Raw genomic sequence first — 13,141 nt, 5'->3', positions numbered from 1 at the left:
TCTTAGCAGTTGTACAGCCTATTACTCAGGTTGTACAACTGGGCTATAACACTATTTATATGTAATCAAAAGCACAGCAAAAAGAATAAAAGCTACCGCAGAACAATAATATAAACCTGTTGCAGAGCGCTTAATTTTGACTAAGATTCGTTCATCGGCCAGCAGTTTAACCAATATGATATTCCAGATTAAAACCACACCGACCATCCATACACTCATAAGCAGTTTTTGAAATAAACTAAATTTATGTTGTATAAGCAGCATTAAGCTACTATAAAACATAATATTTTTTGGATTTAGAAGACTCGATTGTAAACCTAACATCAAGCTTTTAATTTTGTTGTGCTTATCTTCTACCTGATCACTTAAATTATTTACATCGGTTGAGAAATTTAGAACTGTAGATCGGGCTGCATTAAAACAAAGGAAACTCAAATAAGCCAAATACAAAGCGCCAAGCCATTTAAATATTAAAAGTAAAATACTACTTAGATTTCCAAGCAACATAAAACTAAACAGGCATCCAGCCAGAATTAAAGCATTTCCCAAAGTGATTCCTAGAACAATACCATATGTATAACGGCGTCCTTTTTGTAGAAGACTAGTGAGAATAAGAAAGAAATCTGGACCCGGTGATAAGAGTGCTAAAAAATGAGTAAATGCAATAAATAAAAAAACTTCCATAACAGCTTCATCTGTAAAACAGTCTGGAAAATCTTAAAAATAGAGCTAAACAATTTCTTGTAAATTATTGCGCGGCTGCGAGCTGGAACTGCCGAGGAGTTACCCCTGTATGTGCTTTAAAAGCTTTATGGAAATGACTTTGATCACTAAAACCTAAATTTACAGCCAATTCGGCAAGTGGCACGCCTTGTTTGAGCTGCTCTCGAGCCTGATTAATCTTTAAGTTAATTTGAAATGCATGTGGAGTTAAACCTACATTTGCTTTGAATAAACGTATGATTGCATATCTGCTTAAACCTACTCGTTGAGCAAGTTCTTCTAAAGAAATAAAAACCTCTGAGGATGAAATCACATCGATCAGATTTAAAAAGTCTTTATATAAATATTGAGGCTTTTGTATTTCTTCTAAAATAAAATGAGGTAATAACAAATGAATCAGGCAATGGAGAAGAGACTGCTCTTTTTCAAAAATTAATTTTTGCGCATCAAATAATGTCTCATTCATTTCAGTAAAAGCTTCATATAAAAATTCGTCTTTTATAATGAGCGGCTTATGCTGAGGTATATGTAAATCAAGACCTTGCTCTTGAAATTCTGAATACAGTTGATTTAACCATGCTAGATCTAAATGAAGCATCTGGTAACTCCATGCCTGATTTGGCATAGGATTACATGAATGCTCAACATGTGCGGGCACAATAACTAATGTACCCGCCGAGATCTTTTGTGCAGTGCCAAAAGAACTTTGAAAAACACTATTCCCCTCATCTATAGCACCAATTGAAAATGTTGGATGGCTATGAGACTTATAACATGTTCTGCCAAAACATGACCTTCGGGTTTCCACATAAGGCATTCGCCGATCTTGCCAAAACTCGAAAGTTTGAGGAATAGCGTTCATTGAACCCATTAACTCGCTAATGCTTTTTCAATATCAGCTTCCAATGCTTCAGGCTTGGTTGTTGGCGCATAACGATTTAAAACCGAACCATCTTTACCAACTAAAAACTTGGTAAAGTTCCATTTAATAGTACTGCTTCCTAAAATTCCTTTTGCTTCACGGGTTAAATATCTAAAGATCACATGAGCTTCAGGACCTTTTACATCTACTTTGGCAAACATAGGGAATTTCACTCCATAGTTACGCTGGCAGAATGTACCTATCTCTTTATTGCTTCCGGGATCTTGCCCACCAAACTGATTGCAGGGAAAACCTAAAACTTCTAAACCTTGGTCTTTATATTTTTCATAAAGTTTTTCGAGGCCCGCAAACTGTGGAGTAAAACCACATTTACTTGCAGTATTTACAATTAATAAAACTTTACCTTTGTAATCAGCGAATTGTTTAATATCTCCCTCTAACAATTCAGCTTCAAACTGATAAATGTTACTCATGGATAGGTTTCCTCATCATTTTTTTCTTGTGTTTTCAGTTGTAATGATGCCGAGTTCACACAGTAGCGCAAACCTGTCGGCTGTGGTCCATCTTCAAAAACATGCCCAAGATGAGCTTCGCAATCATGACAAACAATTTCCGTTCTGACCATACCATGCGTTAAATCTTCATGTTCATCAATAACGCTTCCATTCAGAGGGCGAAAGAAACTTGGCCAACCACAACCGCTATCGTATTTTGCATCTGACGAAAACAATTCCGCGCCACAACAACGACAAACATATGTGCCATGTTGCTTAGTATTCCAGTATTGCCCCGTAAATGCTGGTTCAGTGCCCTTTTGTCGCGTTATCCGATATTCTTCAGGTGATAACTCTCTTTGCCATTCTCGGTCTGTTTTATTAACTTTTCCCATGACCTGCACCTTTTATTCTGATGTAAACATAAATTGATAATCGTATTTTATATTTACGCCATTCATCAAAAAAACACTAGTCTCTGAACGTAAAATTTGTTGGATTTTAAACATCTAAGTAACAGAAAGCAAAAAGTAAGCAAAATACAAAAACAAAAGAAAGCAATTTTTTATTTTATTTCCTTTTAAGGAAGCAAAGATGGTGCTATTCTTGTGTGGCACGGTTGTATAGGACAAAACATGTCTCAGAAAAAAAGTGTGCTTTTCCAGCAACTATTACCAGTTATCAAACAGTATCAGCAATCGGGCTTTACCCATGAAAAAATTGTTGAATTACTTAAAGATCAACATGATCTGAATTTGGTAACAGTCAAAACATTTAAAAGTTATTTATACCGATATGCAAAAGTGAATCCAGCTATGTCTAAAAATACTGCTACTCTCCAATCCATGCCAACTTCACGAGAAATTAAAAAATCATCGAAGCTTGAGCATGTTTGTTATGACATTCGCGGACCAGTATTACGAGCCGCCAATGAAATGGAAGAGCAAGGACATAAAATCATTAAGCTGAATATCGGCAACCCTGCCCCATTTGGTTTTGAAGCACCACAAGAAATTATTAATGACGTTGCTTTAAACCTACCAAATGCAATTGGTTATGTAGATTCAAAAGGTATCTTTCCGGCACGTAAAGCAATCTGCCAGTACTACCAGCAAAAAGGCATCTTAAATATGCACGTTAATGACGTGTATATCGGTAATGGTGTATCTGAACTCATTGTCATGGCTATGCAAGGCCTACTCGATGATGGTGATGAAATGCTCATTCCGATGCCGGACTATCCGCTATGGACAGCTGCCGTTAACCTGTCGGGCGGTACAGCGATTCACTATAAGTGTGATGAAGAAAACAGTTGGTATCCTGATATTGCCGATATTGAAAGTAAAATTACTTCAAACACACGTGGTATTGTCATTATCAATCCGAACAACCCAACTGGTTCGGTATATCCACGTCATGTGCTTGAGCAAATTGTGGCACTTGCAAAGAAACATGACCTGATTTTATTTGCTGACGAAATTTACGACAAAATCGTTTACGATGGCATTGAACATGTTGCTGTTGCTTCTTTAGCAGGCGACCAATTATGTATTTCTTTCAATGGGCTATCAAAAGCATATCGTATTGCTGGTTTCCGTTCAGGCTGGATGGCAATCACAGGCGATAAGAGCCGTGCAGCAGACTATATCGAAGGTCTGGATATGTTAGCTTCAATGCGTTTATGTGCAAACGTACAAGCTCAGTATGCAATTCAAACAGCGCTTGGTGGCTATCAGTCTATTAATGACTTGATCCGACCAGGTGGACGTTTATATGAACAGCGTAATATCGCATGGGAAATGTTAAATGAAATTCCTGGGGTAAGCTGTGTTAAACCAGAAGGCGCAATGTATTGTTTCCCGCGTCTTGATCCTAACATTTACCCAATCGAAGATGATGAAAAGTTAATGTTAGATTTACTTCGTGCTGAAAAAGTACTATTAGTTCAAGGAACAGGTTTTAACTGGCCAACACCAGACCATTTCCGTGTTGTTTTCTTACCGGCAGAAAACGAATTACGTGAAGCAATTGGTCGTTTAGGTCGTTTCTTGGCCAATCGCCGTTAAAAAAATGCATAATAAAAAAGGCATCTTAAATTAGGTGCTTTTTTTATTTTTACATCATTTAAATAATTATTTAAAAACTAATATCACCTATTTTAATCAGATCAATAAACCAAATTAATATACTGAATAATATAAACTTTTAAAAATAATATATAAGAATTATTTTCTCAAAAAACCTCATCCATATTTTTTTACCAAACGTTTAAATTACTATATTTATCCCCTATTCCTCCTTTCGTTATTATGCAAAAAATGCATAAGTTGATATTTTTTTGCATTTCACACTGCTTCAAAATCGAGCAACAATCCCTTCCCATAACAACATCACCATATTCGATTCGGTTAATACTGATGCAAATTTAGGAAGATGAAATCAGTTACAGGACCGAACTGAACTACAAGGAAAGCTTTCAATCATCGTTATCCCATCTAAAAGATGATTGAACCCAAAGGATAGAGGTTCCTATGAAGCAAAAGAAATTGCTCAAGTATATTGTAGTTGCTATTTTACTAGGAGTATTGACGGGTTGGATCTGTCATCACTTCTTTAATGAAGGCGAGCAACTGAAGCAAATCGCTTCTTATTTCAACATCGTCACAGATATCTTTTTACGTCTCATCAAAATGATTATTGCCCCATTGGTATTTGCTACAATTGTGTGTGGCATTGTGTCAATGGGCAAATCAACTTCAATTGGTAGCATTACACTCAAGTCAATGACTTGGTTTATTACCGCTTCGTTTGTCTCACTTGCCATCGGTATGGGTTTAGCAAACTTTTTCCAACCTGGCGCGGCGCTAGACCTAGCATTACCAACAGCTCAACAACTTAGTAGTTCTTCTCTCCCAACAACTACTGGTTTTACCTTGCAATCATTCTTGAGTCACGTGTTCCCACGCAGCATTGCAGAAGCAATGGCGAACAATGATATTTTACAAGTCCTTGTTTTCTCTATTTTCTTTGGTTCAGCTCTTGCTTTTGTAAATCAGGGCAAAGAAAAAGACTCAGTTATCATTCGCTTAACTGATGAACTCAGTAAAATCATGTTTCGCATTACTGACTACGTAATGACGTTCGCACCTTTTGCAGTATTTGCTGCAATCGCTTCAGCAATTACAGTACAAGGCTTAGGCTTAATTGTTGATTATGGCATTTTAATCGCAGAATTCTACTTCGGTCTGCTATTACTTTGGGTCATTTTGTTCTCTGTTGGCGCAATCGTACTTAAAAAAGATATCTTCCGTTTAGGTAAATTGATTCGTGAACCTGTAACACTTGCCTTTGCTACAGCTTCAAGTGAATCAGCCTATCCTAAAGTTATGGATGCTTTAAATAAGTTCGGCGTGCCTAAAAAAGTAACTAGCTTCGTTTTACCTTTGGGTTATTCATTTAACCTTGATGGTTCGATGATGTACACCACCTTTGCGGTACTCTTTATCGCCCAAGCTTACAATATTGATCTGAGCTTCACTCAACAAATCTTGATTTTGTTAACGCTTATGGTGACAAGTAAAGGTATTGCGGGTGTTTCAAGAGCTTCTATTGTGGTTATCTCGGCAACACTCACAATGTTCCATTTGCCTGAAGCCGGCATTCTATTATTGCTTGGTATTGATCAGTTCCTTGATATGGGCCGTACTGCAACAAACGTAGTAGGTAATAGTATTGCGACTGCAGTTGTTGCCAAACTTGAAGGCGATAAAGTGGCAGATACTGAAGAATTACCAGAGCCTGTATTAATTAAATCAACTCAAGAACAAACAATCGCTTAAGTTTCCTTTTTCTCCCACTCTCCCAACTTAAGAGCAATTTTATACGACCTTATAAAATTGCTCTTTTTTTTCTTCAAAACTAAACAATAAAAAGTTATCAGTATTTCTATATTAAATAATAGGCCAAATTACGGATTTTAATTCCTATTAAATTTCTTAAAAGTAAACCTTAAAAACAGAATAAAAAACAATCATTCAAAAATTTATATACTTAGAAATATGCACTAACTGATTATTTTTTAATTCAATTTATGATTAATTCATTATATTAAACAATTAAGATTATTATTTAATTCGAACATGAAAAATTTTATTTTATATTCTTAATAAATATAGTTTTAAAAATCAATTCAATAAATCCACCAAATGTTAAATAAAGGCCCAACCCAACCTATTATTTTTTAATTTTATAAAGACTAAAAAATCATTTGCGTGAATTATATTAAAAAGTAAATAAATTCAGATAAATTAGAAAAACTTAATAGATTTTTAATTTTTTTCATGATATTTATTAGCGCTGAATAAAAGCAATGTTTAAATGATTGTTGTCGAAACAAAATGATATTCAAGGATGCTTTTATTCAAACAAGTTACGGATATGTTTTACATGGTATGTATTTTGCTTAGGAAAAGCAGGCGTATTCGGCAAACTTTATACTTCGTCACTTCATAAGGATATTTTCGATGTTGACTAAAACTGTTAAATCTTTCGGTTTAGCGATGGGCTTATTAGCCTGCTCTCTCCCACTTTACGCAAAAAACAATGTTGTTGTTGTCGCTACTGGCGGTACCATTGCTGGTGCTGGCGCAAGCTCAGCAAATAGTGCAACTTATACAGCGGCAAAAGTTCCAGTTGATGCTTTAATCAATGCAGTTCCTCAAATTCAAGATTTGGCAAATGTATCTGGTATTCAAGCATTACAAGTAGCTTCGGAAAGTATTACTGACAAGGAATTATTACAAATTGCTCGTCAAGTAAATGAACTTGTTAAAAAGCCAACTGTAAATGGCGTTGTGATTACACACGGTACAGATACTTTAGAAGAAACAGCATTTTTCTTAAATCTTGTTGTTCATACTGATAAACCAATCGTACTTGTTGGCTCAATGCGCCCATCAACTGCTCTTTCAGCAGATGGTCCACTTAACCTTTATAGTGCTGTTGCATTGGCCGCTTCTGATGATGCAAAAAATAAAGGCGTTATGGTTCTCATGAACGACTCTATTTTTGCTGCTCGTGATGTAACTAAAGGCATTAACATTCATACAAATGCTTTTGTAAGCCAATGGGGTGCTTTGGGTACACTTGTTGAAGGCAAACCATATTGGTTTAGACAATCTGTTAAACGTCATACCAATGCTTCAGAATTTAATATTGAAAATATTAAAGGTGATGCTCTTCCGACAGTACAAATCGTTTATGGTTCTGATTCTATGCTTCCTGATGCTTATGAAGCATATGCAAAAGCTGGCGCTAAAGCGATTATTCATGCAGGTACAGGTAATGGTTCTGTAGCGAAATATATCGTTCCAACATTACAAAACCTTCATGACAAAAACGGTATTCAAATTATCCGCTCATCACGCGTTCCACAAGGTTTTGTATTACGTGATGCAGAACAACCTGACTCTAAATATGGTTGGGTAGCAGCTCATGATTTGAATCCTCAAAAAGCGCGTCTTCTTGCAGCGTTGGCACTTACAAAAACCAACGATGCAAAAGAAATTCAACGCATGTTCTGGCAGTACTAAAATTTCTAGCCAGCCCAAATCAATTTGGGCTGGTTCTCTTTACTCGCTTTAATTTTCTCTTTAAAAAATAAAAGAACAACTTTGATCAATCCTTCACTTTCGTGTTCTCAACCTTCTGTTTAAATACTAAAATCCATAACAGTTGCCAAAATATTAAGCATTTCGTTTGAACTTTGCGTGTTAAACTATGCTGCGGTCGCATTAAGGATTGGTTTATGCAGTTTGTTCATCTCGGTATTTACACAGAATTTTCGATTACAGAGTCGATTGTTCGCATACCCGACTTGGTCAAGACTGCGGTAAAGGATGAAATGCCTGCGCTGGCACTTACCGACTTATCCAACCTTCATGCTGCTGTAAAGTTTTATAACTCTTGCCTTAAGAAAGGTATTAAGCCTATTTTGGGTAGCACAATCCGTCTTAATGATGCCCAACATCGTGCAACTTTGCTTGCAATGAGCGATATTGGATGGAAAGGACTGACCGAAATTGTTTCGCGTGGCTTTATTGAAGGCCAACAACTCAGTATCCCTTGTGTACAAAAAGAATGGGTCCTAGAGCAGCATCAAGATATTATTGTTTTACTTGGCCAACATAGTGATGTTGGGCAAATGCTTTGCTCATCTAACCCGCAAAAAGCAGAACCTTTACTTGAAGAGTGGATCGAAAAGTTTGGTAATCGTGTTTATCTAGCCTTAACACGTACTGATCGTCCTGGCGAAGAAGATTTTATTCAAGAAGCAGCCAAACTTGCAGCTAAATATAATATTGGTGTTGTTGCGCACAACGATGTGCACTTTATTGAAAAAGAAGATTTCGAAGCGCACGAAGCTCGTGTATGTATTGCAGATGGTTATGTTTTAGCAGATGATCGACGTCCACGCTTATATAGTCCAGAGCAGTATTTCAAAACTTCTGATGAAATGATTGAGCTGTTCTCAGATATTCCTAGTGCTATTGAAAACACCTATCAAATCGCTAAACGCTGTAATGTCACTTTAAAGCTCGGTACTTACTTTTTACCTGAGTATCCAATTCCTGATGGTTTTACCATCGATACCTATTTTGAGCACTTATCAAAAGAAGGTTTGGAAGAGCGCTTAAATTACCTTTACCCTGTCGAAAAGCGTGGTGAAGACTGGCCTGAAATTCGTAAACCATATGATGAACGAATAGATTATGAAGTCGGAATCATCCTGAAAATGGGATTCCCTGGTTACTTCCTGATTGTCATGGACTTCATTCAATGGGCGAAAAACAATGGTGTCCCTGTTGGACCGGGCCGTGGTTCAGGTGCAGGTTCATTAGTAGCTTATAGCTTAAAAATTACAGATCTTGATCCACTTCGTTATGACCTCCTCTTCGAACGTTTCTTAAACCCGGAACGTGTATCGATGCCCGACTTTGACGTCGATTTCTGTATCGCAGGTCGTGACCGTGTGATCGATTATGTATCACGTACTTATGGCCGTGAAGCGGTTTCTCAGATTGCAACGTTCGGTACGATGGCTGCAAAAGGTGCGATTCGTGACGTTGCCCGCGTTTTAGGGAAGTCTTATGGTCTAGCTGACCGTATTTCAAAAATGGTTCCAACTAAGCCACTTGGTGTGGATTTGGCAACTGCGATTGAAATGGAACCTCAGCTTAAAGATATTGTTACCAACCCTTCCAACCCAGATAATGATGATGCCAGCGAAATTTGGGAAATGGCATTAAAGTTAGAAGGTATTACCAGAAATACAGGTAAACATGCCGGTGGTGTTGTTATTGCACCCGGTAAAATTACCGACTTCTCTGCTGTGCTTTGTGACGCAGACGGTACTAACCGTGTAGCACAGTACGATAAAGATGATGTAGAAGCTGCAGGTCTCGTAAAATTCGACTTCTTGGGCTTACGTAACTTAACCGTTATTGAAGATGCTATCCAAAATATTAATAAAAACCGCGATAGCAATGACCCTTTAAACATTTCGCACGTCCCTCTTGACGACCCTAAAGCTTATTCTGTCTTTGCTGATGCAAATACAACCGCGGTATTCCAGTTTGAATCCGTCGGTATGAAACGAATGCTGAAAGAAGCACGTCCAAGTAAATTCGAAGAAATTATTGCGTTCGTATCTTTATATCGTCCGGGTCCGATGGATCTGATCCCAGACTTTATTCACCGTATGCATGGTGGAGAATTTGAGTATCTTCATCCATTGCTTGAAGGTGTATTAGAGCCAACCTACGGGATTATGGTTTACCAAGAACAGGTAATGCAAACTGCACAGATTTGTGCAGGTTACACACTCGGTGGCGCCGACTTGCTCCGCCGTGCGATGGGTAAAAAGAAACCTGAAGAAATGGTGAAACAGCGCCAAATCTTCCTTGAGGGTGCTGGACAAAAAGGCATTGATGAAAGCACAGCCAACCATATCTTCGACTATATGGAAAAGTTTGCAGGCTATGGTTTTAACAAATCGCACGCCGCAGCCTATGCGCTTGTTGCATATCATACAGCATGGTTAAAAGCCCACTATCCTGCCGAATTTATGGCAGCAGTAATGTCATCGGAAATGCAGAACACTGACAGTGTCGTATTTTTGATTGATGACTGCCGAAATAACGGACTCGAGGTCTTACCGCCATCAGTCAATATGTCGACTTATCATTTCCATGCGAGCGATGATAAAACCATTGTTTATGGTTTAGGGGCAATTAAAGGTGTTGGTGAACAGGCAATGCAGTCTGTTATTGACTCACGTCGCCAACAAGGGCCTTATACTGACCTATTTGATTTCTGCCATCGTATTGATTTGAAAAAAATCAATAAACGAACCTTAGAAGCACTTATCCGTGCTGGTGCGCTTGATTGTTTAGGTATTGAACGTTCAAGTCTAATGGCTCAATTGCCAGAAGCTGTACAAGCTGCCGAACAGGCACGTAGTAACCGTGAAAGCGGTATTATGGACTTATTTGGTGAAGTTGAAGAAGTTCAACGTAAACCAGCTAAACCTGTTAAGCCATGGAGTGATGAAGTTCGTCTCAAAGGCGAAAAAGATACACTTGGACTATATTTAACAGGTCACCCAATTGATGTTTATCGTCAAGAACTCAAAGCGTTTATTCCTGCAAAACTTAATGAAATTACTGCAACTCGTCGCGGTGTAACGACTGTTTATGCAGGACTTGTCCTTGATGTAGCGAATTTCCCAAACCGTGTTGTTATTGTGCTTGACGACGGAACAGCACGTATTGAAGTCAGCTGTAACCACGAACGTTTCCAACGCTTTAAAGATATTATTCAAGTTGAGCGCGTAGTCGTCTTTGAAGGCGAGATCTATGAGCGTGAAGGTTTTGATCGTCCAATGGGACGCTTGAACAAAGCGTTTAGCTTAAATGAAATCAGACAAAAACGCGCCAATAGTATTCAAATCAAATTAACCCATGATCTATTGCAACCAAGTTTGGCAAAAGATCTACAAAATATATTATTGCCTTATTGTAATGTCGATATGCATCAGCATATTGCAATACAGTTACAGATTGACCAACCATATGCTCAGGCTGAGCTTCAGCTTGGCCCACAATGGAAAGTCGCTCCTTTAGATGAACTTCTTGCCAAACTAAGAGATTACTTTGGTAAGGATAATATTCATATTGAATATCAGGTAAAATCTAAGGCAGCTAAAGCAGCAGAACCTGTTCGTCCACAACCTGTTGCCTCACCTCCTGTGGACATGACTATTGATGATGCATTGGATTCATACCAAAGCGAAGTTTCTCAATATTCGTAATTTCTGGAAATCTTATGAGTTTGTTTGACGACACCGCCGTGTCAAAACAATTAGCACAAGTGCGTATTGTCATGGTCAATACCACTTTACCAGCTAATATTGGCAGTGCTTTACGCGCAATGAAAACGATGGGCTTGAGTAAGTTGGTTCTGGTTTCACCAAAAACGTATCCACATCCAGATATTCAGGCGCTTGCTGCTGGTGCACAAGATTTATTAGAACAGGTTGAAATTGTTGAAACACTCGAAGAAGCAATTAAAGATTGCCATTTAGTTTTCGGGACAAGTGCTCGAAGCCGTACTATTCCATGGCCTTTGTTAGATGTTCGCCCTGCTTCCAAAGAAGCAATTAAGGCGGCTGCTCAAGGACAACAAATTGCGATCGTTTTTGGACGTGAAGACCGCGGTTTAACCAATGAAGAATTGGCTTTGGCAAACTATCACCTTACTATTCCTGTAAACTCGGACTATGGTGTACTTAACGTTGCTCAAGCGATTCAAGTGGTTTGTTATGAACTTCGTATGTCGGTATTAGAGCAAAAAGATGTTGCTTCTGATGCTGGGCAAATGCCGCTTGCTCAAGGTCAAAGCATGCAATGGGATGAGCCGTTAGTGACTCAGCAGCAAATGGAAGAGTTCTACCCCCATTTGGAAAAAATGCTCACCGAAATTGAATTTTTAGATCCAGAAAATCCACGTTTACTACCTTTACGCTTGCGTCGTTTATTTGGTCGTATACAATTAGATCGTATGGAATATCATTTACTTCGCGGTATTTTTAGTCGAGTCCAAGCCCTCACAAGCGGCAAATGGAAAAAAGCATCATCGGACAAGGAGGATCAATCCAATGCTTAAACAGCTTAAAGAAGATATACAGGCTGTATTCGCGCGAGATCCTGCTGCACGAAATACACTCGAAGTACTTACCACTTACCCAGGTATACATGCTTTACTTTTGCATAGGCTTGCACATGAATTGTGGAAAAAAGATTGTAAAGGTACCGCCCGTTTTGTTTCGTCATTTAGTCGTTTTGCAACGGGTATTGAAATTCACCCTGGTGCTAAAATCGGCAAACGCTTCTTTATCGATCATGGCATGGGCGTTGTAATTGGTGAAACTGCTGAAATTGGTGATGATGTAACGCTATACCACGGTGTTACCTTAGGTGGTACGACTTGGAATAAAGGTAAGCGTCACCCAACTTTAGAAGATGGCGTGGTTGTCGGTGCTGGTGCGAAAATCTTAGGTCCATTTACGGTAGGTAAAGGCGCCAAAGTTGGTTCAAATGCGGTAGTCACAAAAGCAGTTCCTGCTGGTGTAACAGCTGTTGGTAACCCTGCACGTTATATCTATAAAGATGCCGACAAAACTAAAGATAAAGATGAAGAACGTCGCCGTGATTATGCACAAAGTATTGGTTTTGCTCCGTATGCGACTACTGCTGATCAATCTGACCCAATTTTAGAAGGAATGCGAGTTTTACTTGACCGTATTCAGCACAATGAAACGCGTATGAATAATTTGTGCCAGCGTTTGTCCGAACTTGACCCAACTTTCAAAAAAGAAAGTCAAGATGAACAGCCTTTTAGTGATGAAGAGCTAAAAATTCTTGAAGAAGTTCGCCGTGAATGCGGTGCGCAGAACAAGACATCAAAAACGTAATATTCTTGA

10 protein-coding genes are annotated in these 13,141 nt (G+C 38.4%); 6 read left to right on the top strand and 4 right to left on the bottom strand.

Going from position 1 to position 13,141, the window contains the following annotated elements:
* Nucleotides 1-51 precede the first annotated feature (51 nt).
* The 4 genes from EGT34_RS19655 to msrB form a co-directional block, all read right to left on the bottom strand.
* Nucleotides 52-684 carry a LysE family translocator gene (locus tag EGT34_RS19655; protein ID WP_000451650.1) on the bottom strand — a complete coding sequence of 211 codons (633 nt, stop codon included), beginning with the start codon at nt 682-684 and terminating at the stop codon, nt 52-54.
* Nucleotides 685-748: 64 nt separating this feature from the next.
* Complete coding sequence (locus EGT34_RS19650) at nt 749-1,594, bottom strand: AraC family transcriptional regulator (protein ID WP_000535304.1); 846 nt, start codon at nt 1,592-1,594, stop codon at nt 749-751.
* Nucleotides 1,594-2,079, bottom strand: coding sequence for a glutathione peroxidase (locus EGT34_RS19645; protein ID WP_000066032.1), 486 nt, complete (start codon nt 2,077-2,079; stop codon nt 1,594-1,596). Before EGT34_RS19645 ends, EGT34_RS19650 begins: the two co-directional genes overlap by 1 nt.
* Nucleotides 2,076-2,495 carry a peptide-methionine (R)-S-oxide reductase MsrB gene (gene msrB / locus EGT34_RS19640; RefSeq protein ID WP_000521160.1) on the bottom strand — a complete coding sequence of 140 codons (420 nt, stop codon included), beginning with the start codon at nt 2,493-2,495 and terminating at the stop codon, nt 2,076-2,078. The genes EGT34_RS19645 and msrB overlap by 4 nt, the downstream gene beginning before the upstream one ends.
* Nucleotides 2,496-2,735: 240 nt before the next feature.
* Between msrB and EGT34_RS19635 the strand changes: the two genes are divergently transcribed.
* The 6 genes from EGT34_RS19635 to cysE all read left to right on the top strand — a co-directional run bounded on the left by EGT34_RS19635 (nt 2,736) and on the right by cysE (nt 13,132).
* Nucleotides 2,736-4,166 carry a pyridoxal phosphate-dependent aminotransferase gene (locus tag EGT34_RS19635; RefSeq protein ID WP_000078703.1) on the top strand — a complete coding sequence of 477 codons (1,431 nt, stop codon included), beginning with the start codon at nt 2,736-2,738 and terminating at the stop codon, nt 4,164-4,166.
* 465 nt (nt 4,167-4,631) lie between these two features.
* Nucleotides 4,632-5,939, top strand: coding sequence for a dicarboxylate/amino acid:cation symporter (locus EGT34_RS19630; protein ID WP_000810600.1), 1,308 nt, complete (start codon nt 4,632-4,634; stop codon nt 5,937-5,939).
* Nucleotides 5,940-6,623: 684 nt separating this feature from the next.
* Complete coding sequence (locus EGT34_RS19625) at nt 6,624-7,691, top strand: type II asparaginase (protein ID WP_000956445.1); 1,068 nt, start codon at nt 6,624-6,626, stop codon at nt 7,689-7,691.
* 215 nt (nt 7,692-7,906) lie between these two features.
* Nucleotides 7,907-11,470: a DNA polymerase III subunit alpha gene (gene dnaE / locus EGT34_RS19620; protein WP_001160984.1), complete on the top strand. Its 3,564-nt coding sequence runs from the start codon at nt 7,907-7,909 to the stop codon at nt 11,468-11,470.
* A gap of 14 nt (nt 11,471-11,484) precedes the next feature.
* Complete coding sequence (locus tag EGT34_RS19615; protein WP_000051399.1) at nt 11,485-12,324, top strand: RNA methyltransferase; 840 nt, start codon at nt 11,485-11,487, stop codon at nt 12,322-12,324.
* Entirely contained in the window at nt 12,317-13,132 is an 816-nt protein-coding gene (gene cysE, locus EGT34_RS19610) for a serine O-acetyltransferase (RefSeq protein ID WP_000917698.1), read from the top strand. Before EGT34_RS19615 ends, cysE begins: the two co-directional genes overlap by 8 nt.
* Nucleotides 13,133-13,141 lie beyond the last annotated feature (9 nt).

The organism is Acinetobacter sp. FDAARGOS_558, from assembly GCF_003937785.1.
GTDB classification, from domain to species: Bacteria; Pseudomonadota; Gammaproteobacteria; order Pseudomonadales; family Moraxellaceae; genus Acinetobacter; species Acinetobacter baumannii.
This window is presented reverse-complemented; position numbering and strand designations above follow the sequence as displayed.

Excerpts from the sequence above, each read along its gene's own strand:
- EGT34_RS19615 (WP_000051399.1), top strand. The coding sequence starts at position 11,485 with ATGAGTTTGTTTGACGACACCGCCGTGTCAAAACAATTAGCACAAGTG.
- EGT34_RS19635 (WP_000078703.1), top strand. The coding sequence starts at position 2,736 with ATGTCTCAGAAAAAAAGTGTGCTTTTCCAGCAACTATTACCAGTTATC.
- EGT34_RS19650 (WP_000535304.1), bottom strand. The coding sequence starts at position 1,594 with ATGGGTTCAATGAACGCTATTCCTCAAACTTTCGAGTTTTGGCAAGAT.
- msrB (WP_000521160.1), bottom strand. The coding sequence starts at position 2,495 with ATGGGAAAAGTTAATAAAACAGACCGAGAATGGCAAAGAGAGTTATCA.
- cysE (WP_000917698.1), top strand. The coding sequence starts at position 12,317 with ATGCTTAAACAGCTTAAAGAAGATATACAGGCTGTATTCGCGCGAGAT.
- EGT34_RS19630 (WP_000810600.1), top strand. The coding sequence starts at position 4,632 with ATGAAGCAAAAGAAATTGCTCAAGTATATTGTAGTTGCTATTTTACTA.
- EGT34_RS19655 (WP_000451650.1), bottom strand. The coding sequence starts at position 684 with ATGGAAGTTTTTTTATTTATTGCATTTACTCATTTTTTAGCACTCTTA.
- EGT34_RS19625 (WP_000956445.1), top strand. The coding sequence starts at position 6,624 with ATGTTGACTAAAACTGTTAAATCTTTCGGTTTAGCGATGGGCTTATTA.
- dnaE (WP_001160984.1), top strand. The coding sequence starts at position 7,907 with ATGCAGTTTGTTCATCTCGGTATTTACACAGAATTTTCGATTACAGAG.
- EGT34_RS19645 (WP_000066032.1), bottom strand. The coding sequence starts at position 2,079 with ATGAGTAACATTTATCAGTTTGAAGCTGAATTGTTAGAGGGAGATATT.